The sequence below is a fragment of the Nonomuraea sp. NPDC059194 genome, from assembly GCF_042754765.1.
Classification (GTDB): Bacteria; Actinomycetota; Actinomycetes; order Streptosporangiales; family Streptosporangiaceae; genus Nonomuraea.
In genome coordinates this window covers 1-25,341 of sequence record NZ_JBHZBH010000003.1, presented here as the reverse complement: position 1 = coordinate 25,341, position 25,341 = coordinate 1, and the positions used below count along the sequence as shown (strand labels likewise).

The 25,341-nt window shown below is 68.1% G+C and carries 26 protein-coding genes; 16 read left to right on the top strand and 10 right to left on the bottom strand.

Annotated features, from left to right (window positions below; all coding sequences use genetic code 11):
• Positions 1–20 precede the first annotated feature (20 nt).
• Positions 21–596, top strand: a complete 576-nt coding sequence (locus ACFXJ8_RS05455; protein WP_379642594.1) for a DoxX family protein — start codon at positions 21–23, stop codon at positions 594–596.
• A gap of 543 nt (positions 597–1,139) precedes the next feature.
• Here ACFXJ8_RS05455 and ACFXJ8_RS05450 read toward each other — a convergent pair.
• Both ACFXJ8_RS05450 and rsmA read right to left on the bottom strand, forming a co-directional pair.
• Positions 1,140–1,646 carry an NlpC/P60 family protein gene (locus tag ACFXJ8_RS05450; protein ID WP_379642593.1) on the bottom strand — a complete coding sequence of 169 codons (507 nt, stop codon included), beginning with the start codon at positions 1,644–1,646 and terminating at the stop codon, positions 1,140–1,142.
• Positions 1,647–2,370: 724 nt separating this feature from the next.
• Complete coding sequence (gene rsmA, locus ACFXJ8_RS05445; protein WP_379642592.1) at positions 2,371–3,231, bottom strand: 16S rRNA (adenine(1518)-N(6)/adenine(1519)-N(6))-dimethyltransferase RsmA; 861 nt, start codon at positions 3,229–3,231, stop codon at positions 2,371–2,373.
• Between the two features lie 56 nt (positions 3,232–3,287).
• Here rsmA and ACFXJ8_RS05440 point away from each other — a divergent pair, with 56 nt between their 5' ends.
• On the top strand, positions 3,288–4,817 hold the full coding sequence (locus ACFXJ8_RS05440) for a serine/threonine-protein kinase (protein ID WP_379642591.1): 1,530 nt from the start codon (positions 3,288–3,290) through the stop codon (positions 4,815–4,817).
• Positions 4,814–5,974: a hypothetical protein gene (locus ACFXJ8_RS05435; RefSeq protein WP_379642590.1), complete on the top strand. Its 1,161-nt coding sequence runs from the start codon at positions 4,814–4,816 to the stop codon at positions 5,972–5,974. The genes ACFXJ8_RS05440 and ACFXJ8_RS05435 overlap by 4 nt, the downstream gene beginning before the upstream one ends.
• A 9-nt stretch (positions 5,975–5,983) precedes the next feature.
• Here the strand turns inward: ACFXJ8_RS05435 and ACFXJ8_RS05430 are convergent, their stop codons facing one another.
• The gene (locus ACFXJ8_RS05430; RefSeq protein ID WP_379642589.1) at positions 5,984–6,841 is read right to left on the bottom strand and encodes a TatD family hydrolase; all 858 of its coding nucleotides are present in this window, start codon (positions 6,839–6,841) and stop codon (positions 5,984–5,986) included.
• Positions 6,842–6,916: 75 nt separating this feature from the next.
• On the opposite strand from ACFXJ8_RS05430, the gene ACFXJ8_RS05425 reads away from it, so the two are divergent.
• The 5 genes from ACFXJ8_RS05425 to ACFXJ8_RS05405 all read left to right on the top strand — a co-directional run bounded on the left by ACFXJ8_RS05425 (position 6,917) and on the right by ACFXJ8_RS05405 (position 10,860).
• On the top strand, positions 6,917–7,147 hold the full coding sequence (locus tag ACFXJ8_RS05425; RefSeq protein ID WP_379642588.1) for a hypothetical protein: 231 nt from the start codon (positions 6,917–6,919) through the stop codon (positions 7,145–7,147).
• Positions 7,148–7,149: 2 nt separating this feature from the next.
• The gene (locus ACFXJ8_RS05420; protein ID WP_379642587.1) at positions 7,150–7,626 is read left to right on the top strand and encodes a Clp protease N-terminal domain-containing protein; all 477 of its coding nucleotides are present in this window, start codon (positions 7,150–7,152) and stop codon (positions 7,624–7,626) included.
• A 353-nt stretch (positions 7,627–7,979) separates the two neighbouring features.
• Positions 7,980–8,891, top strand: coding sequence for an ABC transporter ATP-binding protein (locus ACFXJ8_RS05415; protein WP_379642586.1), 912 nt, complete (start codon positions 7,980–7,982; stop codon positions 8,889–8,891).
• Positions 8,888–9,715 carry an ABC transporter permease gene (locus ACFXJ8_RS05410; RefSeq protein WP_379642585.1) on the top strand — a complete coding sequence of 276 codons (828 nt, stop codon included), beginning with the start codon at positions 8,888–8,890 and terminating at the stop codon, positions 9,713–9,715. The genes ACFXJ8_RS05415 and ACFXJ8_RS05410 overlap by 4 nt, the downstream gene beginning before the upstream one ends.
• Before the next feature lie 5 nt (positions 9,716–9,720).
• Positions 9,721–10,860 (top strand): DUF418 domain-containing protein, encoded by a 1,140-nt coding sequence (locus ACFXJ8_RS05405; protein WP_379642584.1) that lies wholly within the window; start codon positions 9,721–9,723, stop codon positions 10,858–10,860.
• On the opposite strand, the gene ACFXJ8_RS05400 is transcribed toward ACFXJ8_RS05405, so the two are convergent.
• Entirely contained in the window at positions 10,838–11,593 is a 756-nt protein-coding gene (locus ACFXJ8_RS05400) for a GNAT family N-acetyltransferase (RefSeq protein WP_379642583.1), read from the bottom strand. The genes ACFXJ8_RS05405 and ACFXJ8_RS05400 overlap by 23 nt on opposite strands.
• A 453-nt stretch (positions 11,594–12,046) precedes the next feature.
• Between ACFXJ8_RS05400 and ACFXJ8_RS05395 the strand changes: the two genes are divergently transcribed.
• The gene (locus ACFXJ8_RS05395; RefSeq protein ID WP_379642582.1) at positions 12,047–12,736 is read left to right on the top strand and encodes a tetratricopeptide repeat protein; all 690 of its coding nucleotides are present in this window, start codon (positions 12,047–12,049) and stop codon (positions 12,734–12,736) included.
• A 49-nt stretch (positions 12,737–12,785) separates the two neighbouring features.
• Here the strand turns inward: ACFXJ8_RS05395 and ACFXJ8_RS05390 are convergent, their stop codons facing one another.
• From ACFXJ8_RS05390 to ACFXJ8_RS05380, 3 genes are all read right to left on the bottom strand, one after another.
• Positions 12,786–13,019 carry a hypothetical protein gene (locus ACFXJ8_RS05390; protein WP_379642581.1) on the bottom strand — a complete coding sequence of 78 codons (234 nt, stop codon included), beginning with the start codon at positions 13,017–13,019 and terminating at the stop codon, positions 12,786–12,788.
• 80 nt (positions 13,020–13,099) lie between these two features.
• Positions 13,100–14,056, bottom strand: a complete 957-nt coding sequence (locus ACFXJ8_RS05385; protein ID WP_379642580.1) for a cyclase family protein — start codon at positions 14,054–14,056, stop codon at positions 13,100–13,102.
• Positions 14,057–14,347: 291 nt separating this feature from the next.
• On the bottom strand, positions 14,348–14,512 hold the full coding sequence (locus ACFXJ8_RS05380; protein WP_379642579.1) for a hypothetical protein: 165 nt from the start codon (positions 14,510–14,512) through the stop codon (positions 14,348–14,350).
• 289 nt (positions 14,513–14,801) lie between these two features.
• On the opposite strand from ACFXJ8_RS05380, the gene ACFXJ8_RS05375 reads away from it, so the two are divergent.
• The 6 genes from ACFXJ8_RS05375 to istB all read left to right on the top strand — a co-directional run bounded on the left by ACFXJ8_RS05375 (position 14,802) and on the right by istB (position 21,619).
• Complete coding sequence (locus ACFXJ8_RS05375) at positions 14,802–15,215, top strand: hypothetical protein (protein ID WP_379642578.1); 414 nt, start codon at positions 14,802–14,804, stop codon at positions 15,213–15,215.
• Positions 15,216–15,422: 207 nt separating this feature from the next.
• Positions 15,423–16,658 carry a tyrosine-type recombinase/integrase gene (locus ACFXJ8_RS05370; RefSeq protein ID WP_379642577.1) on the top strand — a complete coding sequence of 412 codons (1,236 nt, stop codon included), beginning with the start codon at positions 15,423–15,425 and terminating at the stop codon, positions 16,656–16,658.
• Positions 16,658–19,015 carry a tyrosine-type recombinase/integrase gene (locus ACFXJ8_RS05365; protein ID WP_379642576.1) on the top strand — a complete coding sequence of 786 codons (2,358 nt, stop codon included), beginning with the start codon at positions 16,658–16,660 and terminating at the stop codon, positions 19,013–19,015. The genes ACFXJ8_RS05370 and ACFXJ8_RS05365 overlap by 1 nt, the downstream gene beginning before the upstream one ends.
• An 86-nt stretch (positions 19,016–19,101) precedes the next feature.
• On the top strand, positions 19,102–19,641 hold the full coding sequence (locus tag ACFXJ8_RS05360) for a hypothetical protein (RefSeq protein ID WP_379642575.1): 540 nt from the start codon (positions 19,102–19,104) through the stop codon (positions 19,639–19,641).
• Positions 19,642–20,063: 422 nt separating this feature from the next.
• Positions 20,064–20,819, top strand: coding sequence for a hypothetical protein (locus ACFXJ8_RS05355; protein WP_379642574.1), 756 nt, complete (start codon positions 20,064–20,066; stop codon positions 20,817–20,819).
• The gene (gene istB / locus ACFXJ8_RS05350; protein WP_379642573.1) at positions 20,816–21,619 is read left to right on the top strand and encodes an IS21-like element helper ATPase IstB; all 804 of its coding nucleotides are present in this window, start codon (positions 20,816–20,818) and stop codon (positions 21,617–21,619) included. The genes ACFXJ8_RS05355 and istB overlap by 4 nt, the downstream gene beginning before the upstream one ends.
• A 195-nt stretch (positions 21,620–21,814) precedes the next feature.
• Here the strand turns inward: istB and ACFXJ8_RS05345 are convergent, their stop codons facing one another.
• Entirely contained in the window at positions 21,815–22,108 is a 294-nt protein-coding gene (locus ACFXJ8_RS05345) for a DUF1330 domain-containing protein (protein ID WP_379642572.1), read from the bottom strand.
• 188 nt (positions 22,109–22,296) lie between these two features.
• Here ACFXJ8_RS05345 and ACFXJ8_RS05340 point away from each other — a divergent pair, with 188 nt between their 5' ends.
• A complete protein-coding gene (locus ACFXJ8_RS05340; protein WP_379642571.1) occupies positions 22,297–23,199 on the top strand; it encodes a LysR family transcriptional regulator in 903 nt (300 codons plus the stop codon).
• A gap of 702 nt (positions 23,200–23,901) precedes the next feature.
• Here the strand turns inward: ACFXJ8_RS05340 and ACFXJ8_RS05335 are convergent.
• On the bottom strand, positions 23,902–24,723 hold the full coding sequence (locus ACFXJ8_RS05335) for a hypothetical protein (protein WP_379642570.1): 822 nt from the start codon (positions 24,721–24,723) through the stop codon (positions 23,902–23,904).
• A 26-nt stretch (positions 24,724–24,749) separates the two neighbouring features.
• Positions 24,750–25,145 carry a transposase domain-containing protein gene (locus ACFXJ8_RS05330; protein WP_379642569.1) on the bottom strand — a complete coding sequence of 132 codons (396 nt, stop codon included), beginning with the start codon at positions 25,143–25,145 and terminating at the stop codon, positions 24,750–24,752.
• Positions 25,146–25,341 lie beyond the last annotated feature (196 nt).

The window sequence follows — 25,341 nt, the reverse complement described above, 5'->3', positions numbered from 1 at the left end:
AAGAAAGGTAGTGACAGAACATGAACCGGCACGTCAGCGAGAACCCAATCGGCGTCAAGGACATGGAGCAGCAACCCAAGGGGCGCAGAACGAGGTTCACGCTCAACGGTGCACTTTGGCCACTTCAAGTGCTGTTCGGCTTCTTCTTTGCCGGCAGCGGTTTCGGCAAAGTGCTGTTGTACGACGAAGCTCTGTATGCGGCAGCGCCCCGGGCTGTGGCTTGGTACGCCGCGGTGCCGCAGCCCCTGATCGTCTTCATCGGGGTCTGTGAGGTACTTGGCGGCGTCGGCCTGATCCTGCCGGCGATGACGGGAGTCAAACCAAAGCTGACGCCGCTCGCCGCCGCTGGCCTGACGCTGACGATGATCCTCGCGGCTGGTTTTCATATCATGCGCAGCGAATACGAATTGGTGCCTGCGAATCTCTTGCTGGGAGGCGTCGCGGCGTTCATTGCGGTCGGACGATGGAAGCTGAGGCCCATCGCGCCCGCGATCATCACCACCTCACGCGCACTCAAGTCGTTCGCGGTCCTCGTAGCACTGGCCTTGCTGGTATTCGCTCCGACGTGGTACACGATGACTAACGTCCGATTCTGATCACTCCGTTTCGCACGCCGACTGCCCCGACGACCTCGCCCAGCATGAGCGGCTCATGGAGGGCGCCGAGCGGGTGCGCCCGGAGGGAGAGCGGGCCCGGCGGCTGTTTCCGGACGCTTGACGCACGTTTCCGGGCCGCCCTGCAGGCGCTACCCGACGCCAGCCCGTTCACCGCAGCACTCGCCGAGCTGGTCGCCCTTCAGGTAGGCAGGCCGCTTTAGGCTCGGTGAACAAAATATCGCGTCACACGGCCCAGACGAGTGCCATCGACGTTGCTGTCACAGTCTCAGGGCTCCGGTGAAGTGGCGTTGACGGCCCGACTATCCGTTTCGGCGCAAGCAGGAGCCAGGGATCGAAGCAGGCACGACCTTCGAGATCATGAGGTTCTCGACGCCTATGATCATCAGAGAAGACCGTGCCTGCCCTGTCATCATCTGCGATCGGCGCCGTCGCGGGCCACCTGGCCGCGCAAAAGTATGGATACGCGAGATGGCACGCGACGTCAGCGGCTGAGTCTCTTCAGGGGCGTTGGAGTTCGTCGGGTCAGCCGGGGCGGACTGCGCCCCGGTAACGGGGCCGGTAGTAGGGCGAGTCCAGGAAGTCGGTCTTCTTGACCACATCGCCGGTCTTGGGGGCGTGGATCATCATGCCGCCGCCGAGGTAGAGGCCGACGTGGGTGGGGTCACCGGTGCCGCCGCCGAAGAACACCAGGTCGCCGCGGCGCAGGTCGGACAGCCGGATCCGTTTGCCCTGGCGGAACTGGGTGCCGGTGTAGTGGCCGAGTCTCACTCCCGCTCTGGACCAGGCGTAGAGGGTCAGGCCCGAGCAGTCGAAGCCGATGGTGCCCGCGCCTCGCCCGATGCCTCTGCTGGGGCCCGCGGGGGTGCCGCCGCCCCAGGAGAACGGGGTGCCCAGGCGGGCGGCGGCTGCGATGGCCGCGGTGTCGCCCTTGGTGCGAGCGGCCCGGGGCCTGTTGGTGTCGGGCCTGCGAGTGTCGGGTCTGTGGGTGTCGGGCCTGCTGCGGGGCTTGCCGACGCGAGGCGTGCGCACACGGGGCGGAGTGATACCGGGCGGCCCCACACGGGACGGTCCGGCATGAGGCGGCCCGGCATGAGACGGCCCAACAGGAGATGGCGCGGCATCCGGCAGGACAACGCCGGGTGGGATGAGGGCGGGCGGAACAGCCCCGGGCGGAGTGATGCCGGGTGGCACGAACCCAGGCGAGGCATCACCGGGCGGGACAACACCAGGCGGGGTGACGCCGGGGGGCACAAACCAAGGCGCGGCCACACCGGGCGGGACAACCCCAGACGGGGCCACGCGGGGTGATGCCAGGTGGGGTGGGGGTGGCCAGCCAGCGGGCGAAGGTGCCCGGTCGACGGGCGGTGGAGCGTCATCCGCGCGGCGCCACGCCAGGAAATGCTCTCTCCAGGCGGCGAGCCAGTCGGCGTCCGTCGCGGGCAGCCGCATCACCGACCACCGCGTCGGCGATTTTCGCCCGGAAGCGCAAGCCCCAGGCGGCAGCACGACCGTCACCCGGGCCTGGTCGGCAGGCAGCGTCACCGTGCCGAGGCATGGTGACGTTCCCGGGGCGGCGACGCCCGGCGAGGCGGCGCTCAGCGTCGCGACGAAACCGATGGTGAGCCACATCTGAACCTCCTGAGCCGTGGAAGGGAAGGCTCAGGATCGTCCGGCGAGGTTCATGGAATCGGGGCCGAGCGGCATTCTGTGGATACGAGGTGGAGACGAGGAGGAGGGCTGTGGACAACCGCCCTCAGAGGTGCTCCGCGATTCTCGCGAAGGCCGTGATGTCGAGCTGCTCTCCCCGCGTCGAGGGCTCCACACCCGCGGCCCGCAGCGCCTCCTCCGCCCGCGCAGCCGTACCGAACAACGACGACAGCGCCGCCCGCAGGGTCTTGCGCCGCTGCGCGAACGCCGCGTCGACCACCGAGAAGACCTGCCGTCTGGTCGCCGTCGTCACCGGCGGGTCACGCCGCTCCAGGGAGACCAGGCCGGAATCGACGTTCGGCACCGGCCAGAAGACGGTCCGGCCGACGGGGCCCGCCCTGCGCACGTCGGCGTACCAGGCGGCCTTGGCGGACGGCACGCCGTACACCTTGGAGCCGGGCGCGGCGGCGAGCCGGTCGGCGACCTCGGCCTGCACCATGACCAGGCCCTTGCGGAGCGAGGGCAGCACCTCCAGCAGGTGGAGCACCACCGGCACGGAGACGTTGTAGGGCAGGTTGGCGACCAGCGCGGTGGGGACGTACCCGCCGAAGTCGTCGAGGCCCACCCGCAGGGCGTCGGCCCTGATGACGGTCAGTTTGTCGCCGAGCCCGCGCGTGTCGACGGTGAGGGGAAGCTGGGTGGCCAGCACGGGGTCGATCTCCACGGCGACCACATGGGCGGCCTCGGGCAGCAGGGCGAGGGTGAGCGAGCCGAGCCCTGGACCGACCTCGATCACCACGTCGTCGGGCGACAGCCCGGCCGTGCGGACGATCCGCCGGACGGTCCCGCCGTCGATGACGAAGTTCTGGCCGAACTTCTTCGTCGGACGAAGGTCCAGCTTGTCCGCCAAATTACGTATTTCAACCGGCCCCAACAGGCTCACAATGGCACTCCCCACGTCATCCATTAAGTCTCCAGCATCCACGACGCTACGAAGAACCAGGTAGGAGGAGGGAGGATGGTGTGAACGACGAAGGGACGTCCCTGATGGAGCCGACGGGCGCCAGACCGCTGCGTCCCGCCGACGCGCGCGAGATCGGGCCGTATCGCCTGCTCGGGCGGCTCGGCGAGGGCGGTATGGGCACGGTCTTCCTGGCGATCGCGCCGACCGGTCGTCCTGTCGCCGTCAAAGTGGTGAAGGCGGAGTTCGCCAACCAGGAGGGATTCAACGCGCGTTTCCACGCGGAGGTGGACAACGCGCGCAGGGTGGCGTCGTTCTGCACCGCGCAGGTGCTCGACAACGGCAATGACGGCGCGGGCCGGCCGTACATGGTGACCGAGTACATCTCGGGCGTGCCGCTGTCGGAGCAGATCACCAAGTACGGCGCGCTGGACCCGGCCGCGCTGCACGGCGTGGCGCTGGGGGTGGCGGCGGCGCTGGCCGCGATCCACGTGGCGGGGCTCGTGCACCGCGACCTGAAGCCGGCCAACGTCATCCTGTCGATGTCGGGGCCCAGGGTGATCGACTTCGGCATCGCCCGCGCCCTCGACCGTGAGAGCAACTTCACGCTGTCGGGCGAGCTGCTGGGCAGTCCCGGCTGGTGGGCGCCGGAGCAGGTGCGCGGCCAGCAGGTGACGCCCGCGGCCGACGTGTTCGCGTGGGGTTGCCTGGTGGCGTTCGCGGGTAACGGCCGCCATCCGTTCGGCCGCGGTGACGCGATCACGCTGGCGACGAGGGTGCTGCACCAGCCGCCCGATCTCGGCGCGCTGCCCGCGCCGCTCAACGAGCTCGTACGGCAGGCCACGGCGATGGACCCGCTCCACCGGCCGTCCGCGCAGGACCTGCTGATCGCGCTGGTCGGCGGGCGCGTCCCCACGCCCGACCCGGCCACGGTGGTCTGCGACGACGTCCTCGGCCAGACGTGGCAGCCGCCGCCCAACGTCGCCAACGAGCCCGACGCCACCGAGGTGCTGTCGGCGACGCTCGCCGCCATCCCGCCTGTCAAGCCCCCTCAACCCCCTGGGCCGCGGAAGCGACACTGGCTGATCCCGGCGATCGCGGCGGCGGTGGCGCTGCTGGTCACGATCGCGGTCCTGATCGCCACCAGCCCATCCCCCGCGCCCCCCGTGCGACCGACGAGCGGTGGCGGCGGCACCGCCCAGCCGGCCCCCGTCAGCGACGTCGGCAAACGCTTCCCGCTGGGCGCGGGCTTCGACGACCCGCAGGTGATCGTCGCGCAGCGGCCCGAGTGCGGCCTGACCGAGTACGGCGGCAGCCAGCCCACCTCAGGCCGGTTCTGCGTGGTCAAGTGGACGATGGTGAATCCCGGGGGCACGGCACGCCCCATCGGCAGGCCGTCCGTCACGCTGCTCGACGACAGGGGCGCGGGCCACCAGGCCACGACCCTGTCCAGCGCGCTTCCCGACTCGATCCCGCCGGGTGGGCGGATCGACGGGACGTTCGTGTTCGACCTGCCGCCGCAGCGGATGCCGGCCGTCCTGTCCGGGACCATGCTGCAGGGCGGAAAGGAAATACAGGTGCGACTGTCATGACTCGACTGCTCCTCGCCGCCCTTCTCGCCGCCGCCCTGGTCCCGGCCAACGCGGGTGGTGCGGCCGCCGCGAGGGCGTGCACCGGCGACGTGGTCGTGGGCGATCCCTTCGACGGCCCCGGCTCGGTCCATCTGGTGTCGGACGACGCGATCGTTTCGGTCACGCCGCCCGCTCTCAAGGAGAACGACGGGTTCGGCTGGTCGGTGGCCATGGCGGAGGTCGACGGCGACGGCTGCGCCGATCTGCTGGTCGGCGCGCCGTACGCCGACGTGGAGGGCCTGCAGGACGCGGGCGTCGCCTACCTGCTGAGCAGCAAGGGGCTCATCACCGCGCTGACCTCGCCGGAGCCGCAGGCCGACGCGCACTTCGGGTGGTCGGTGGCGGCGAAGGGCACGTTGCTCGCGGTGGGCGCGCCGTACGAGGACCTGGGCGACCTGGCCGACACGGGCGCGGTCTACGTCCGCCAGGGCGAGGGCACCCTGCGGAAGATCAGCCAGGAGCCGCAGGAGGTGCCTGGCAACCCCGAGGTGGGCGACCAGTACGGCTGGGCGCTGGCCTTCGGCAAGGACAACAGCCTGGTCGTCGGCGTGCCGTACGAGAACGACGACGGCAAGGGTGTCCAGAGCGGGCAGGGCAGGCTCGACTCGGGCTCGGTGAGCATCATCGCCGACGTGACCGCGCAGAAGCCGTCGGGCGTCAAGTGGGCGCCGTCCGACAACCAGGCGGGCGACAGGTTCGGCTACGCGGTGGCCTACGTGGAGGGCATGGGCATCGCGGTGGGCGCGCCGCAGGCCAATTTCGTGCAGTTCCTCGACACGGCTGGCAAACCGACCAGGAAGGTGACGGGCGAGGGCAACTTCGGCTTCTCGCTGGCCGCCTCGAAGGACGGCAGGCTCGCGGTCGGCGCGCCGTACGCCGGGGGCAAGGGCGCGGTGCGGATCCTGTCGGGCAGTGACAGCGCCGCCGAGCGGCTGCTGGTGCCCGCGCAGGGCGGCAGGTTCGGCTGGTCGGTCGCGTTCGCGGGCAACCGCGTGGTCGCCGGCGCTCCCGACGCTCCGCCGTACGGCGCGGCGGGCGTGGCGGGGCGCAACGAAGACAGCGTGCAGGAGCTCAGGCCGCCGAAGGGCGCCGAGTTCGGCGCGTCGGCGAGCGGCTGAAACAGCACCTCACCCGGAGATGCCGAAGACCGCCTCTCCGTTGGCGGTCACTGCCGCGCACAGCTCGTCGACGGGCAGATCCTTGACCTCGGCCAGGCAGCGCAGGATGAGCGGGATGAGGTAGGGGGCGTTGGGCTTGCCGCGGTGCGGGACCGGCGGCAGGTACGGCGCGTCGGTCTCGACCAGGATCAGCTCCTTGGGCGCCACCCTGGCCGCCTCGCGCAGGTAGCCGGCGTTCTTGTACGTCACAGGACCGGAGAAGGACATGAAATATCCGGCCTCGACGCACTTCTTGGCCATCTCGGCGTCTCCCGAGTAGCTGTGGAAGACCACGCGCTCCGGCGCCCCCTCCGCGGCCAGCACCTTCAGCACGTCGTCATGCGCGTCGCGGTCGTGGATGACCAGCGCCTTGCCCGTCCGCTTGGCGATCTCGATGTGCGCGCGGAAGCTGGCGTGCTGGTCGTCCTTCGAGGCCCAGTCGCGGTAGTAGTCGAGCCCCGTCTCGCCGACCGCCCGCACGTCGGGCTCGCCGGCCAGCGCCTCGATCTCGGCCAGCACCTCGGGCGTGGCCGCGTGGGCCTCGTTCGGGTGGATCGCCACGCCCGCGTAGACGTCGCGGTGGGCCGCGGCGACCCGCGCTCCCCACACCGAGGACGGCAGGTCGTAGCCGATCGTGACGAGCGTGGTCACGCCCACCGCACGCGAGTCGGCCAGGATGCTCTCCACGCTGGCCGAGGCCGCCTGCGCGGCCTGCGCCACGGGGTCGCCCGAGGAGGCCTGCCGGTTGCCGACCATGATGTCGAGGTGGCAGTGACTGTCGAAGACGGGCGCGGACAGCGGTTCTGGGGCGGCGGGAAGCTTGCTCACCCACCCAACGGTACCGGCCGTCCGGGTAGCAACCCGCGTTGACTAATCGCGAATTAGTCAACTAGAGTTGCTTGCATGCCCGCTGATGAGATCCCCGCCTCCCAGGAGCCCGCGGACGCGCTGGCGGCTGTGGCGGCGCTGCGACGCCTGGCCGACCAGATCGAGGCCGCCGCCGTCGAACAGGCCATGCGAGCGGGCTGGAGCTGGCCGCAGGTCGCCGAGGCGCTCGGTGTCACGCGCCAGGCCGTCCACAAGAAGCACGCCAAACGGCTCATCGCCGCAGGCGTCACGCTGAGAAGGCGCTGACGATGTCCACATTCGACAGATACCTCCAGACGATCATCGACCAGGGAGGGTACGAGGCCCAACGCGACGGATCGGCGACAATCGAGGCACACCACCTCCTGCTGGCGATCGCCGCCGAACGAGAGACCACCACCCATGAGCTCCTGACCGCGGCCGGGCTCGATCACCAGGCGATCCGCGACGCGCTGGACCGGGAGTTCGAGCACAGCCTGGCCGCGGCGGGAGTGTCCCTCGCCGCCTTCGATCTCCCACGGCCGAGCTACCCGCTCGAACCCCCGACGCAGCTGGGCGCATCGGTCAAGCTCGCCATCGAACGCTTGGCGGCCGTTTACCGCAAACGGGACCTGCGGCCCGCGCATGTGCTGCTCGGCATCCTGCAGGCCCAGGTCGGCACCGTGCCGCGCGCCCTCGCCCTGGCCGGGGTCGACGTGGCCGAGTTGACGGCGAGCGTCCTGCACACGATCTCCAACGACGCCTAGCGAGGCTGTTGCCCCCTTTCCCGACACCAGGCCTCCCTCCTCCGACGCCAGGCGACACCAGGCTCGCGAACCTCCGCCCGCGACCTGCGCCCGCTACCTTCGCCCGCGGCCTCCGCCCGCGATATTGGCCCGCGCCGCGCCCTCGCGCTGACCTGCACCTTCGACTGACCTGCCGCCGCGAGCACAGCGCGACAGGCCTACTCTCAGGCTCCGCCGTCTCCGGTAGAAGCCACTTCCCCTTGAGGCAGCCACCAGCCCCGGCCACGCGACGCCTTCTCACGGCCTCGCGGGCCGGGCCCCCGGCATGCCCACATCGTCCTGCGATCGACGCGTTTCGCACGCAAGGAGAGATCATGACAACTGGCGAGGACATCGTCCTCGACGTCGACGGGCTGCGCATGCGCTACGGCTCGAACGACATCCTGCACGACGTGACCTTCCGAGCTCGCCACGGCGAGGTGCTCGCTATGCTCGGGCCGAACGGCGCGGGCAAGACCACCACGATCGAGATCCTGGAAGGTTTCCGGATGCGGTCGGCCGGCCGGGTCGAGGTGCTCGGCGCGGACCCCGCCCACGGCGACGAGCGGTGGCGGGCCCGGCTGGGCATCGTCCTGCAGTCCTGGCGCGACCACGGCAAGTGGCGGGTGCGCGAACTGCTCGCCCACCTCGGCAGCTACTACGCCGCCTACTCCACCGCCTCGATCCGGCGGCCGTGGGACACCGACGAGCTCATCCACGCGGTCGGCCTGGCCGAGCACGCCGACAAGAAGATCAGGACGTTGTCCGGCGGGCAGCGACGCAGGCTGGATGTGGCGATCGGCATCGTGGGCCGTCCCGAACTGCTGTTCCTGGACGAGCCCACCGCCGCGTTCGACCCGCGGGCCCGGCACGAGTTCCACGACCTCGTACGCGGCCTGGCCGCCCGCCACGAGACCACGATCCTGCTCACCACCCACGACCTGGACGAGGCGGAGAAGCTCGCCGACCGCATCGTCATCCTGAACGGCGGGCGGATCATCGCCGACGGCTCGGCAGGCGAGCTGGCGCGGCGCATCGCCGGCCAGGACGAGGTGCGCTGGACCCGCGACGGTCAGCGCTTCACGCACTCCACCACCGAGTCGACCAGGTTCGTGCACGACCTGTTCATCCAGCACGGCGAGGCCATCGGCGAGCTCGAAGTCCACCGGGCCTCGCTGGAGCAGACCTACCTGGCACTGGTGCGCCAGGCCGAATCCGGTCACGAGCTGAGAGAGGCGACCCGATGATGGCAGGCTGGAGCCGCGGTCTGATCGAACTGCGGCAGTCGTTCACCAACGGCGCGGAGCTGTGGGCGCACTTCTTCTGGCCGGGACTGATGCTGGCCGTCATGTTCTTCCTGCGGGACACGGCGTTCGAGTCCACCGGGCTCCTGCTCGGCACGCTGGCCCTGCCGAGCGTCCTGGGGATGAACGCCGCGTTCGGCATGGTCAGCATGAGCCAGCAGCTCACCGCCGACCGTGAGGACGGAACCCTGCTGCGCGCCAAGGCCACCCCGAACGGCGTGCGCGGCTACCTCGTCGGCAAGATCATCTCGGTGTCCGGCGGCCTGGTCGCCGACCTGACGATCTTCCTGATCCCCGGCATGCTCATCATCCCCGGCCTCGCCGTCGGCAGCCCGGGCTCCTGGCTGACCCTGATCTGGGTGCTGGCGCTGGGGATGGTGGCGACCCTGCCGATCGGCGCGGTGCTGGGCTCGGTGTTCACCAGCGCCCGCGGCCAAGGGCTGATCCAGCTCCCGATCCTCGGCCTGATCGCGATCTCCGGCGTCTTCTACCCGATCACTTCGCTGCCGGAGTGGCTGCAGGGGATCGCCCAGGTCTTCCCGTTCTACTGGCTCGGCCTCGGCATGCGCTCGGCCCTCCTGCCGGACGCGGCGGTCGCCATCGAGATCGGCCAGTCGTGGCGGCACCTGGAAACCATCGGGGTGCTGGGCGGCTGGGCCGTACTCGGCCTGGTCGTGGCGCCGATCGTGCTGCGCAGGATGGCACGCAGGGAGTCGGGTTCGAGCGTGGCCGCGCGCCGCGAGAAGGCCCTCCAGCGGATCGGGTGACGCGGATGAACCCCACCACCGTCACCCACCGGTCCCTGGCCCCCGACCTGGCCCGCGGCTTCATGCTGCTGTTGATCGCGCTCGCGCACGCGCCGGGGTTCGTCAGCGACTGGACCGTTGGGCCCGCCGTACTCAACAAGGCCGCCGAGTTCGTCAGGTCCCTCTTCGCCGAGAACCAGGCTCGCGCCATGTTCGTCTTCCTCTTCGGGTACGGCCTGGGCCAGCTCGCCCAACGTCAGCACGACTGGCCCTCCACCAGGAACCTGTTGCGACGCCGAAGCCTCTGGCTGATCGTCATCGGTTTCGCGCACGCGGTGCTGCTCGTGCCGTTCGACATCATCGCCGTCTACGGGCTGACGCTGCTTCTGCTCGGGCCGCTGGTGCGGGCCAGGGACACGGTGCTGTGGTGGACGAGCCTCCTGACCCTCGTCCCCGCCACCGCCCTGATCGCCTGGCAGAGCACGATCGCGCAGTCCTTCGCGGCCGCGGGGCGGCCCATGACCATGGCGCAGGCCATGGCTCCCGACGTCGTCTCCCATGTCGTCTCCGGCATGCTGTCCTGGCCGGTGGAGACGGCCGTCTCCACCGTCGTGGTGGTGCCCGGCATGCTCCTGGGCATCTGGGCCGCCCGGCGGCGCGTCCTCGACGAGCCGGAACGGCACGCGACGCTGCTCCGCCGGGTCGCCGTGACGTGCATCGGGGTGTCCGTCGTGGGCAGGCTCCCGATGGCGCTGACCGGTTTGTGGCCGACCACGTCCACGTCCATGTCCTGGGCGGTCGCCACCGCGCACGCCCTGACCGGCTACGTCGGCGGGATCGGCCTGGCCGCCGCCGTCGGCCTGGTCGCGATCAGGATCGGGCGCCACCCCGGCCGCCTCGCCGTGGCCCTCGCGGCGCTGGGCCAGCGGTCGATGACGTTCTATCTGTTCCAGTCGATGGTGTGGGTGGCGCTGTTCTACCCGTTCACCCTGGACCTGCGGGACGACCTGAGCGTCGCCGCCGCCTTCGGCATCGCCGTCGCGAGCTGGGCTGTGTCGGTCCTGCTGGCGGAATGGATGCGCCGGATCGGACATCGCGGCCCGGCCGAAACCCTGCTACGACGGCTGACCTATCGCCGCTTGGTCAGTGGGCGAGCCGAAAGCTGATCTGCGAGCCGTACTCTCGAAAACCGAGTGCATGGGCGACCCGACGCGACGGCTCCACCCGCGCCCTCCACTGCGGCAGCAACCCGTTCGCCAGCGCATCCGCCACCGCCGCCGAGGCCACAACACTCGCCAAGCCACGGCCCCGATACCCGACAGCGGTCAAGACAGACAATTGTGCCGTCGACATCAGCCATGGCCGATATCCGGAAGCGGCGATCACCTTCTGCCCCTGACGGACGACGAACGCCGCCGAGGTGATCGCCGCGAGACCGCTCTCGTCCGCGTCCTGCTCCTCCACCGAGGCCAGCAGTGCGCGGACGTCACGGTGATCCGCCGCCAGGCTTTCGACCTCGGTGTTGGCGTGGGCGGCGACGAAGTCCTGGTCATCGAGGTACGCCAGCGTCGCCGGGCCCATGACGTCTCGGGCGGGCAGCGTCGTCTGGAGCCGAGCAAGGTCGATGGCCGCCTCCGCGACGTGATCGAGCAGCGCGCCCCGCACGGTATCGATCAGGCCGGGGTTGGGCACCGTGGCCAGGATCGCCCCGTCCAGCGCGACGATGCCCGTCCACTGGGGCGGGCACAGCCGCGACTCGGGAGACACGGCCACACTCACCTCCCCACGCAACGGAAACGCGACGGGGACACGAGCAAGGTCCACCCACAGCTGACGCGCACGATCCACAGCACTCGGCGACATGCGGCCATGATCGTGGGTCCCGAAGCTCAAGGCCACCGGATTACCCCGTCCACACCGTCGTGCACATGGACGGATGGAGTACTCCCGTCCTCTGGGCATCCCGCGTCGTAGCACGCAACCGGCCGCTGTCGAGGCCCGCCTGCTGGGCCTGCTCGTAGCGGGTCCGCGGCCGAGAACCCGTTGTGGAATTCGACCTCGGCCTGCGCAGCGCCCGCGCGAAGCCCTCCCCGGTTGGTTACGTAGACGAGTAGCGACAGCGTCTGTTGGTCAGCTGTCCCGTGACAGCGAACCTTGAACTTGTGGCATCGATGTCTGAGCGGCTCCGGGTGGTGCTGCACTCAATCCACGACCGCGAGCCGCGACCGTCATTGATCATGTTCTGACTTCATCGCGGAGCTCGATCTTGTCAAGATTGCCGGCGTACGGTGTCGTCATAGCGTGACAGGGGAGCAGTGCTGAACCATCGAGGACTGAGACGAGGTGAGCGGGATGGGCGTTGAAGAACGTATCGAGCAGGCCAGGCTCTTATACGAGCGCGCTGTCTACACAGGCGATGTCGGTGTGCTGGCGGAAGCGGACCGGGAGCTGGACAAGGTCGAGGCGGATCTTGCGTTGGCTCGGGGCCGGATCCTGCACGCGCGGTTTCTGGAAGGAGGGCGCGAAGATCCGCTCGAGCTGGCCTTGTTCGAGCGCGCGACGCAGCTGTATCGATTGCTCGGTGATGCGACTGGCGAAGCCGAGTCGCTGTTCTGGGTGGGCTGCTTTCACCAGGTCGTACGTGGTGATGTCGGGACAGCCGTTCCCCTTCTTGAGCAGTCATACGAATTGGCCACGCAGGCCGGAGACCGGGCTACCCAGTCTGAGGCGCTTCGGCATCTGGGGATAGCGGAGCATTCCGCGGGCCAGTTGGATGCTGCGCGGAAGCTTTTGGAGAATTCGGTGCGGCTGCGCCGGGAGATCGGGCACTTGGCCGGTGTCGCGGCCAATCAGGTCGGGCTGATCTACATCGCCGCTGCACAGAGCCGTCGTGACGACGCGCTGGCACTGGCGAAGGAGGCGTACGTCACCGCCGAGGCCTGCGGTGCGGAACGCATCATGCGCCAGGTCGAGGAAGCGCGTATCCAGATAAAGACGCCGACCGGCGATCAGGGCGAACCCCAATCCCAGAGGGCGCCCTGAGCCGCTCAACCTTCGATGACACAAGCTCAAGGTTCGCTGCCACAGGACATCAGCTGTGACAGCGATCGTTCTGAGCGGAAAGCGATGTTGCTGAGAAGTAGCAGCGCTCTTGGGCTTGCGGTGGGACGATGAGTGTGCTTTGCAGGATGAGGGGGCGCTGGTGCAACCGAAATCCAAGGTCGAGTTGTACGCGGCGATTCGCCGCGATTCCCACGATCATCACGGTGCCGATCAGGGCGGCTGCGGTCTCCGCCTCCGCCTCCGCCTGGTTCTCGACCAGCACGGCGTGTCCTCACCGACCACGACCGCGCTCCAGGTGCGGGCCGGGTCCTTCATGGCGTCGCACCCCCTCGTGAACCGCGGTCAGAATGTGGCGATCGGGTTGACTGGGCTGCCGGACGTACCGGCGAAGCGGACCGGCGCGACTGCGAGGTGGAAGTCCCACTGGCCGAGCTCGGCAGCCGTCGTCGCGCACACCTCCAGGTCGCAGTTGTCGAGCATCCACAGACCCATCGCGACGAGGCTCACGGCGTGAACCGGCATCAACACGTCTTCGTACCCCGACGGCTGAACGTCCTGGGGGGTATCAGCGCCGATCAGCGCAACCTCCCGTTCATGCAGCCACGGCAGGCAGGACGCGTGCCAGCCAGCTTGCGTGAAACCGCTGGCCGCACCGGCCTCGTGCCGGACGCGGCCATAGCCGGTCCGCAGGAGTACCGCGTCGCCGGGTCGCACCCGTACACCCTGGCGACGCTCGGCCTCTTCGAGATCGTCGGGGAACACACCCTGCCCCGGTTCCAACCATGGCACATCGCGGACCCTCGCAATGTCCAGCAGGACACCACGCGTGATGATCCCGTTCGCCGCCGCCGTGACGGCCGCCCACGCCGATCCCGTTGCGGCGTCGACCAACGAATGCGACCGCCCATTGTACATCGTGCCGTCCCAGAAGATGTGGCACGGCGAGTCGACGTGGGTGAGGGTGTTGCCGTGGAACGTGATGCCGAGTCGCTCAGACGAAAAGCCCCAGCGTCGGTCGGCGCGGAATCCGGGCACCGGCATGTCCTCGGCACCCGGCATGTCGGCGGCGCACGGGCACGTCGTCGTCGACCGCTCCATGTCTTCCGGTACGGCAACTTCCCATGCGCACGACACGCTCCTGCCGTGGCGTACGGCCCGCGCCGCCGCCAGCCGGACGTCGTCGGTGATGTGATTGAGGGTGCCGAGCTCGTCGTCGTCGCCCCACCGTCCCCAGTTCGACAGCGTGTTGAAGTACCCGAGCACGTCGTCCTGTGTGGGCATCGGTCGCTCTGCCGTCATCCCAGCATCGGCTCCTCCGGTCACGCGGTTCGAGGCACCGAAGGCGCCGTATCCCGCCCTCTCCTTTGACATGCCAGGTCCCGCTGAGCCGGCATGGTACAAGATCAGCGGGCTGGTTGCGTCCACGGGGGTGGTGAACGACGTGCATGTAGAGAAGCATCGCGCGGTACGCCTCACGCTGCTCATTCTGACGTTTCGCCTGGTCAGTGGTCTCGCACGGTGGCTGCGCGGGCGTGGGGGCGCTTCACCAGCGCTGCGGTGATGAGCCCGGCCAGGAGCAGGAGCAGGGGATCACTTGCGGTCTCCTTCGACGTTGGCCGTCATGGTCTGCTGCCAGCTCTTCTTGATGTCCCGGCCGAACTCGGCGGTGTTGATGCCGAAGATCGTGATGGCGCCGACGACGAGCAGCGTCGGCACGAACGTGGCGACGCTCGCCGAGTCGGCAGCACAGGCCACCTACCCCACGCTCCGCGCATCGAGGCCGCGACCGAGGAGGTCGCCCAAGTCCTGCCCCTGCTCCCTTCATCGTGACCTGAGAGGAGCGCGGCGACATCGGTGGCCAGCTCGTGTGCCTTGACCAGACATACGTATCCAAGGAGTGGTTACGTAGGCGAGTAGCGACAGCGTCTGTCGGTCAGTTGTGACAGCGATCGTTTTGAGCGGGAAGCGATGTCGCTGAGAAGTAGCAGCGCTCTTGGGCTTGCGGTGGGACGATGAGTGTGCGCCGCAGAGTGAGGGGGCGCTGGTGCACTCGAAATCCAAGGTCGAGTTGTACGCGGCGATCCGCCGCGATTCCCGCGCAGGGTTAGCGAGTCGGGCCTTGCAGCGCAAGTACGGCGTGGGCTTCCGCACCATCGAGAAGGCCCTTGCCTCGGTCTGGCCGACACCGCGCAAGCCGCTGCCTGCGCGTGCATCACGGCTGGATCCGTTCAAACCGGTGATCGATCAGATGCTGCGCGCCGACCTCGACGCGCCGCGCAAGCAGAAGCACACCGCCAAGCGCATCTTCGACCGGCTGCTGGAGGAGCACAGCGCCGACGAGGTGTCGTACGGGATGGTGCGCGAATACGTCCGCAAGCGCCGCCCGGAGATTCGGTTAGAGGCAGGCCGGGCACCGCCGCAGGTGTTTCATCGAACAGAGCCATCATCCCGGGGCTGAGGCCGAGGTGGACTTCGGCGACGTGTGGATCCGCCTGGCCGGCGAGCTCACTAGGTGTTACCTGTTCTCCTTCAGGCTGTCGTGGTCGGGCAAGGCCAGCCATCGACCTATTGACCGCACTAACTCTGGCTTCTGGCTCGATCACGGGGCACAGCGTGGGCCGGTACGGCAGGCTTCGTCCTCATCAACCGGGAGGGTGAGGTCACGATGGAGGAGCCTGACGCGAAGGAGATCCAGCGCGATGTGGCGTCGCTCATCGTGCCCAGGATCGGCTCCGTCGATCCCACCGACGACCCGGCTCTGCCATGGTGCTTCGTCGACGAGACTGGTGAACCCGTCGACGCCGTCAACGCCTTCCTCCGCGATCTGTTGGCGTCCGGCAACAGTAGATCGTCGTGCCGGTCCTATGGCTATGACCTGCTGCGCTGGTTCCGCTTTCTGACCGCGGTCGACGTCGACTGGGAGCGGGCGCAGCGAGCCGAGGTGCGCGACTTCGTCCTGTGGCTGCGCACCGCGCACAACCCGGCCCGAGATCGACGCGATCCTGCAGGACCTCCTCCTGGGTCGGTGAACGCTCGCACTGGCAAGGCCTACCTGCGCGCCCAATATGCGCCGGCGACCATCAACCACGCTCTGTCCGTCATCCGTGCCTTCTACGACTTCCACCGACAGGCGGGTCGAGGCCCGATCATCTCGCCCGTGCCGCCTCCATCACGCTATGGCCAGCGACCCAATGCCCATCACAACCCGCTGGAGCCCTTCCAACTGCATCGCCGTGGCGCCTACCGGCAGAAACAGCCTCAGCTGCAGCCTCGAGCGGTGCCCGATGATGTGCTGGACGATCTGTTCGTCCAGCTGGGCTGCAACCGTGACCGCGCCCTGTTCCACATGTTTCTCACCAGCGGAGCGCGCGCCAGCGAACTGTTGGGTATGACCGTCGGCGATCTCCGGCCAGGTGATGGGCGGATCTTCGTGCAGACCAAGGGTCTGGGCGGTGCCAAGCAAGCCTGCCCGGCCTCACCGGAGGCGTTCGCGTGGGTGGCCCTCTATCTCGGCGAACTCGCCACACAAGGCCACCGCCCCGGGCCCGGTGAGGCCCTGTGGTGGACTCGGCGTCGGCCCTTACGGCCGCTGACCTACACCGCGCTGCGCGCGCTGCTCAACCGCATCAACCAGACGATCGGGACGAACGTCACCGTTCACGACCTGCGGCACACGCTCTGCCTGCGCCTCGTCGCGGACCCGAACATCACCCTCGTCGACGCTCAACAGGTGATGCGCCACGCCAACATCACCACCACCGGCCTCTATCTGCGCCCCCAGCAAGACGAGGTGATCGCCAAGGTGCACGAGCACTACGTCCGCCCCAAACCGGAACCGCGCCCCCTGGCCGGATGGGACTACAACCCGGACGACCTGGCCGATGTCTTCGGGCAGACCTGATGGCCGCTCGTCATGGCCGCGTCGGCCGCACCCCAGCCAGCCACCGCGATCCAGACCTGCTCACCCCACCGCGCTCCACGGGCGGGCCGACCGCGCCGCGTCCGATTGCTCGGGAGAACGCATCGCGGCAGGAACTCTTTCAACTCGCCCTGGACGAGCTCGGCGAGACGATCCCTCGTGAACGCTGGCGTCGGCGCGAAGCGATGACCATCGTCTTGGACTGGCTGGAGACTTTCCCTGGCGAGACCTGGCACGAGCGCTGGCAGCTGAGCGGAGCCGAGGCCGCCGGCCGGTCGTGGGGGCCCGCCAACCTCACACCTCGATGGCGCAACCGGATCACCACCGGGCTCGGCCTGATGATCGCCCTGCGCGCGATCCGCCCCGCCTACACCTGGATGTTCAGCAGCCGCCTGCTGGGCGTCTATGGCACCTACCGGCGACTCAATCACATCGACTGCTTTGCTGAGCTGGCTGAACGCGCTCGGCGCAGACGCTTCTCCGAGCACGAGCTCGAGGCCTTGAATGTGTTGACGCGCATGGCCATCGCCACCGGCAAGAGCCCGCTGGAGCTGAACCTGGGCGACTTCACCGCCTACACCGTGGCACGCAAAGCCGCTGGCCGAAAGGTCTCCTGCGTCCCGTTCGCCTACGAGCTCTTGCGGGAGATCGGTGGCTTGGCCGACGCGCCCTCAACCTGGCGGCACCTCCAGGCCCGCGGACAGCTCACAGTCGCCGAGATGGTGGACCGCTACATGCTGCGGTGCCAGCCCATCCGCGACCTCATTGTCCATTACCTGATCGAACGCTCCGCCGTCCTCGACTACGGCTCGCTGGACAACCAGGCTCACATGCTGGCCAACGTGTTCTGGGCCGATCTGGAAGCCCACCACCCTGGCATCGACTCGCTCCGCCTGCCCGACGAGGTGGCACACGCCTGGAAACAGCGCGTCCGTCTGCTTTCCGACGGCCGTCCACGCCGCAACTTCCACGCCGCCCTCTTGGCGGTCCGCTCGTTCTATCTCGACCTCCTCCAGTGGTCCCTGGAGGACCCCAGCCGCTGGGCGGAATGGGCCGCGCCCTGTCCGATCAGCGAGAACGACATCCGCGGCTACATCAAGGAGACCCGGCAACGCCGGGCCCGGATGGCCGAACGCACCCGTGCGCTCGCGCCCGCCCTGCCGCGGCTGGTGCACTCCTGTGAGCAGCACCTGGATACGATGACCCGGATGCTCGACATCGCCCGCGCGACGTCACCGGGGGAGGAGTTCGACTTCGACCAAGCCCGCTACCTGCGGGTCGGCCCGCGCCGGCCCGGCCTTGCGCCACCGGTCCGACTCCTGGCACAGCCGCTAGACGAGCCGGGGCCGCGCTTCGACATCGAGGTCGCCCAAGACGTCGCCTTCTGGACCTGGGCAGCCGTCGAAATCCTGCGCCGCACTGGCGTGCGCATCGAAGAGCTCTTGGAGCTGACCCACCTGAGCCTGCGGCAATACCAAGCCCCCACGGGCGAGATGAGCCCGCTGCTGCAGATCAGCCCGTCCAAGACCGACATCGAACGCGTCATTCCCGCCGACCCCGAACTGGTGGCCGTGCTCGCACGCATCATCCGCCGCATCAAGGGCACGGACGGTCGAGTACCGGTGCTGGCGCGTTACGACAGCCACGAGCGGATCTTCGGCCCGCCGCTACCTCACCTGTTCCAGCGGGTCTGGCAGGGCCGGCTCCAGGCGATCTCAGCGAACATGATCCGAGATCTCCTGAATCGGGCGGCCAGCCGCGCGGGCATCGTTGAGGTGGATGGCACGCCGCTGCGATTCACTCCGCACGACTTCCGGAGAGTCTTCTCCACCGAAGCCGTCAACAGTGGCCTGCCGATCCACATCGCGGCCAGGCTTCTGGGCCACCTCGACCTCAACACGACGCAGGGCTACGTCGCGGTCTATCCCGCCGAGGTGATCCGCCACTATCGGCAGTTCGTCGCCGAGCGGCGCGGCCAGCGGCCGAGCGAGGAGTATCGCGAACCCACCGACGCCGAGTGGACCGAGTTTCGTGATCACTTCAGCCTGCGCAAGGTCGCCCTCGGCACCTGCCACCGTCCCTACGGCACGCCCTGCCAGCACGAACACGCTTGTGTCCGATGTCCGATGCTCCGGCTGAATCTGGCCCAAGTCCCTCGCCTGCTGCAGATCGAAGACAACACGCGAGAGCGGCTGGCCGAGGCCCAGCGCATGCACTGGCTCGGCGAGGTCGCCGCCCTCGAGGAGAGCCTGCGCCACATCGCCGAGAAGAAGCAGCAAGCCGACAAGCTGCACATGAGGGTATCTCGGGATGAAATGGGCATCGAGTCGCTCTCCTAAAGCGGCTGCAAGATCATTTGTTAGCGCGGAGAACCTCCGGCCATCGATTCTTGTCGCCGTGCTCATGCGGCGGCTTCACTGCGATCATGGGTGGCGTGCTTTCCCTGAAAATGAACGACGCCGCGGTGAAGGCGCTCAGGTTGCCGAATGGTCTGGGAGCCTTTGCACCGCCTGGTGGCCTCTCGCCGGATCTTCGAGAACGCGCGGCACGGGGCATAGTTCGGCTCGGAGAAGTCCTGACCTGGGCCGACTCCACAGGAGGAGCCGCAGACGCGCCCTCGTTCTTCCCGGACCTCACCGCCTGGGAGTGCTCTGACAGTTCCTTCCATTTGGAGGATTTCGTCTCGGTGGAGGTTGCCACCGTCGATGACGCACCGGTTATCAGCGAAGAGGATCAGCAGACCCTGCTCCTGCACGGTGTCGCGTTCGCCCTGGAGTTCAGCAAGCGCGTCTACACGCTCGACCCGCCCAGCCCGGTGCGGTGCATCCTGAGCGCGAACGAGACCAATGCGACCTTCAGGTTCCACCAGATCAGACCAGGCGAGAGCTGGAATCTGCCCGACCTCGACGGCTACCGCTTCGACAAGATGGTCGTGATCGACATCGAGCCTGCTGACAGCCAATAGAACGAACGAGTGCCGATCACCGTTGGTGCGGAGAAGGATGTTCCTGACCTGTTCGCAGGAGGCGTTCTTCGAGGGCCACGTGCACGCGATGACTCTGCTGGGAGGCGTGCCATTCGGCCACGTTCGCTATGACAACCTTAAGCCGACAGTGGCCAAGATACTGGGCTTTTCCCGGGCGCGGATCGAGAGCGAACGCTGGGTCGCCTTCCGCAGCTGGGCCGGGATCGAGGCCTTCTACTGCCGCCCCGGCCTGGAAGGCGCCCACGAGAAGGGCGGCGTGGAAGGCCAGGTCGGCTACTTCCGCAGAAACCATCTGGTCCCCGTGCCTGAAATGAACTCGATAGCCGAGCTCAACGCGGCGATCGACGGCTGGGATCGGCAGGACGAGCGGCGCCGGATCCGGATGCGCACCCAGACCATCGGTGAAACGCTTCGCCGTCGAGCAGCCGCTGCTGGCGCCGCTGTCGATCGAACCGTTCGAGATCGGCCGCCTGCTTACCCCGCGCGTCAACCTGCACGGGCAGATAGCCGTGCGCACCAATCGCTACTCGGTGCCGATCAGGCTCGCCGGCCACCCGGTGCGCGTGATGCTGTTCGCCTCCCACCTGGTCGTCTACCACCAAAGGGTGGAGGTCGCCCGGCACGAGCGGCTGATCGCTAAAGGCGGATCCCGGCTCGAGCTCGACCACTACCTGGAGGCGCTGGTGCACAAACCCGGCGCGCTGGCCGGAGCCACCGCGCTGGAACAGGCCCGCCAGGCCGGCACCTTCACCCCTGCCCACGAAGCCTGGTGGGCCGCAGCGCGCAAGGCCCACGGCGAGGCCGACGGCACCCGTGAGCTCATCGAGGTGTTGCTGCTCCACCGGCACATGGCTCACCAGCACGTGGTCGCGGGCATCGCCGCCGCGCTGACGGTGGGCGCCCTCAGCGCGGACGTCGTCGCGATGGAGGCCCGCAAGATCGCCCAAGCCGACGAGCCTCCCAATCTTGGCCCAATTCCACCCCGCCCCGAACACCTGGCATGGCTGGATGAGCCCGCTGTGATCTCGCTGACCAGCAAGCGGCTGGCACAACTGCCACCTGATACCCGGCCGCTGCCATCTGTGGCCGCCTATGACCAACTGCTGCGCCGCCGCTCCGGCGGCGCGCAGCCCGCCTCCGAGGGAGAACCGCCATGACCACCTTCCACCGCCGCGGGATCACCGAGGAAGCGGCTGAGGCCTCCATCTACCAGGCCTGCCAGAAGCTGCGCCTGCCGACCATCAAGGGACAGTTCGTCGACCTGGCCGCCGCCGCACCACGCGACCAGATGAGCTACCTCGGCTTCCTGGCCGAGCTGTTGATGGCCGAATGCGACTACCGCGCCCGCAAGGCCTCCGAGCGGCGCATCAAAATGGCCGGGTTCCCGCGGCAGAAGTCGCTGCGCGAGTTCGATTTCGACGCCAACTCCAACATCGATCCGGCCGTCATCAACACGCTGGCCACCAGCGACTGGGTGCGCAAACACCTGCCGCTGTGTCTGATCGGCGACTCCGGGACGGGCAAGTCCCACCTGCTCATCGCGCTGGCCACCGAGGCCGCGATGGCCGGGTTCAAGGTCAGATACACGCTGGCCGCCAAGCTGGTCAACGAGCTGGTCGAAGCCGCCGATGAGAAGATGCTGACCAAGACCATCGCCCGCTACGGCCGGGTCGACCTCCTTTGCATCGACGAGCTCGGCTACATGGAGCTCGATCGACACGGGGCCGAATTGTTGTTCCAGGTTCTGACCGAGAGAGAGGAGAGCAACAGCGTGGCGATTGCCTCAAATGAGGCGTTTTCGGGATGGACTAAGACATTCACTGAGCCTCGGCTCTGCGCGGCCATCGTCGATCGCCTGACCTATGGTGGCAACATCATCGAGACCGGCACCCACTCCTACCGGTGGGCCAAAACGCAAGCCCAAGCCGCGACCGCTCAGAAGGCCGCAGCAGGCTAATCCCCATCTTCCCCCCGCCTCCCTCGGACAAGGGCCTAACAGCCGACCGGGAGGATCAGGTCAAGATGGAGCGCCCGCAGGCGAAGCCGAGGACGAACGATCTTTACCTGATCCTCCCGGTCGGCCATCATCGCAGCGCGCCGAGGAGATGGGGCCTCTCGGTGACGGATGCTCAGCGATGGCTGGGCCCGCCGGTCAGTCGATGCCTTCGATGATGCGGAAGTCGCGCTCGACGCCGTCGGGGAGGGCCACCAGCGCCTTCTGGTATGCCTCGCTCTCGTATGCCGCGACGGCCTGTTCAAAGCTGTCGAACTCGATCAGAACGACGCGTTGCGTGATTCCGGCCTCGTGGGCGACGACTCGACCGCCAACGGACAGGACGCGCCCGCCCCCAGCCCGGACAGCCGGACCGGCCAGCTTGTCGTAGGCAGTCAGCCTCTCAGGGTCGGAAATGGCGGGGTAGACACTGACCCAGTAGCCCTTAGCCATGGAAACCTCCTGTGTTGGGCCGGACACGTCCGACTTCGAATTGACACTCAAATCGATCGATCCCGGCGACGGGTACTGCGGTCAGTTGAATCGTCATATGCGCAGGTTAGGGCTTGATGTGCGGTCGAGGGAAAGACCGGTACGGGATAGACTCAGAACGGATCGTTATCAATCGGCAGGGAGGGCGCGTGGCGCCGGATACGGTGAGCCTGCGGTACTTCCTAGTGTTGGCGCAGGAGTTGAACTTCACCCGCGCGGCCGCACGGATCGGTATCGCACAGCCCGCACTCAGCGCCCGGATGCGCCGATTGGAGGCGGAACTCGGTACGGCCCTGCTGGTCCGCAACACGCGTAGCGTCGTATTGACCACGGCCGGTGCGGCTTTGGCGGAGTCCGCGCCGCCCGCGCTGGCGGCGCTGGACCGGGCATGGGACACCGCCCGGAGCGCGGCGGCCGGTGAACTGGGCACGCTGCGCATCGGATACAGCCTCAGCGCCGGGGCCGAGACGGCACCGGCCCTGGTGGACAGGCTGATTCGCGGCAACAGCGGACTCGAGGTCGGCGCGGTCCCGATGGCGACACCGGAGATCTCCCCCGCGGTCGCCGACGGCCGAATCGATGCCGGGATCACCCGCGGTGAACAGCCTGGCCGTGGCGTGCGCCGGTTCCTGCTGCGGCGTATGCGCGTCGGGGTCCAGCTGGCGCAGCACCATCCGCTGGCCGAATACCCGGAGATCGAGATCGCCGACGCGGCCGCGTATCCGCTGCGACTCCCGGACCGTGCGGCCAACCCCGTGATCCACGATCAGCTGTCCGCACTGTTCCGAGACACCCGACCACACCCCCGATTCCACACGCCCGCAGTCTCTTTCGACATGTCTCAGCGCGACCTGCGCGACGGGGTCACCCTCGCCCCGGCCGGAGAAGCCGCGGTCACGGCACAACCGGCCGGTCTCACCTGGCGACCGCTGCGGGGCGCGCCCAGCCTGACGATCCACCTGGTCCTCCCACGCGAGCAGTCGCCGCTTCACCGCCGCATCCGTGCCGTCGCCAAAACCCTGGCGCACGAGCTGCACTGGCTGCCGGACTGACGCGCAAGAGGTCAAGGGAGACGGACGTCTGCGGTGGCGAGGCCGAAGACCTTGCGCCCGGCGGACTTCGCGGTGATGACGACGGCGGTCTTGCTGAATGTCCGACACGACCTCGCTACGCCGGCGGATCAGCATCCGATGATGGCCCCGGGTCCGGTCCGAGTCGTACACCGCGGCGACGTCCTCGCCCAGCCCGAGATCTCGGCGGATACCGCGCCTTCGCCGACGCCGAACCGGACAAGCACGGGTAACCGGCGGGAACGCCCGCCGTCAACGGCGTCCATGACGTCGGTCAATGCTTAACGCCAACCACTGTTCCATTGCTCCCCGAGGCCGGATCTACAGCCTTCAGCGCTGCTACTTCTCACCGACATTTCTCGACTGCACCGGCCCTGAGCGCTGTCCAAACTGACCCGCAAACGCTGCTGCTAGTCATCGACGAAATCAAAGGAGAGATACGACGCGGACGCCTTCGACATCGAGAGGTCGTCCAGCGGGACGTCGCACCGGATCCGCACGGCCGACCCGAAGGCAGTATCCAAGCTCAAGGCCAGCCGCTGCAGTCCCCTCCTCGAAGTCACACGCATCACCTACGACGGCACCGGCCAGCCACACCATTTGCTCCGCCGCATCGTCAACCCGCAGCGGGGTCCAGATCAGCGACCAGCGACTACGGTCACGTCGCCCTAGCACGCGATCTGGCTAAGCACCGAACGACTCGATCAAATGGTCATCGAGGTCCGCCACGAAATCCTCGCGACGCCACGGGTGCAGATCATGGCGCGCACGACGCAGCCGGATCGCGGCAACTCTGCCACCGGTTTCGGACACGGCATCAATGCACCCGTGCAGCAACTCGGCACCCGAACGCGGGTCGTCGAGGCGATTACGGGCTATGGCCTGATCGGTCGCTACAATCGCTCGCTGCACGCGTTCACGAGGCGCCGCCAGCGACTCGGCAGAGCGGGCGAAGTAGTCGTGCGCCTTGGACAAGTCGCCGGAGTACAAGTTCGCGATGCCCTCAAAGCCACGAAGATGGGCAGGTGAGAACGAGCTGGACGCCGGATCTCCATCGTGGCCTCTGTCCATGTCGTACCAAGCGAGGGCGAGCGCAGTCTGCGCGTGTTTCTGCTGACCTGCTCGGGCTGCGATCTCCGCCTGCAGGGCATGTGCCCGAGCCCGGATCGTCACGCTCTCGCCAGCTCGGGCATCGCGCACCGCTGCGTTCACGAGTTCCTTCGCGACATCAAGGCCGGGCGTCGAATACAGCGTGACGAGCGCATGACTCATGCGGACGACTGCGCTGCGCCATGGTGCGCCCAGACCGCTCGCTGCGTCAGTCGCCGCGGTGTACAACGCCCTGGAGGCTTCGTCGTCTCGGGTCTCGAAAGCGAACCGACCGGAGAGCGTGTATGCCTGGGCGGCGACTGATCTCAAGTCGGGAAGGAGCGCCTGGGGAACCGGGGAACCGAGCAGCCGGCGACATGACTCGACGATCGGCGCGAGTACGAGTTGCAGCCGCACGAACGGGATACTGCCGACTTGACCGTTCACGGTGGAGACAGCATCGCGCGCCACCACGCCCCACGCAGACCAGCCGGCGCCACCGGCCCGCGCATCCGCTCAAACAACTCCCGCAACGGCGCGCTGCCCAGCCGGGCCCGCGCCTGCCGCAACCCCGACGCACTCGGCACCGCATTGATGACCGACCGCAACGCCGAACACACCGCCGCCCACACCCCGCCATAACCCCGCTCCGGGAACAAGGTCATCGCCAGCACGAAGAAGACCATCACCCGAGCAGGCAGCAGATGCACCCGCCGCTCCCGCCGAGCCGTACTGGCCAGCACCTCATCAACCAGCTCCGACGCAAGCTGATCAGTTAACGCACCCACATGAGCCGGGACAAACACACGGCCAGCCACCGACATGGCAGACTGCTCCATAACGAAGCTCCGGTAGTAAGAGATCTTGGTCGATCCCCGTCCTACCGGAGCTTCGCCATTTCCGCGACCTCCTTGACAAGGTCGCATCCCGCTTAACTTCCCGGCATTGTTGCGCCACGCGCGGAGAGGAGTCGTCATGCGGTAGGAGACGACTGCTGTCGTGCTGCTGCACGGAAGATGAAGGATGGCTGGCCCT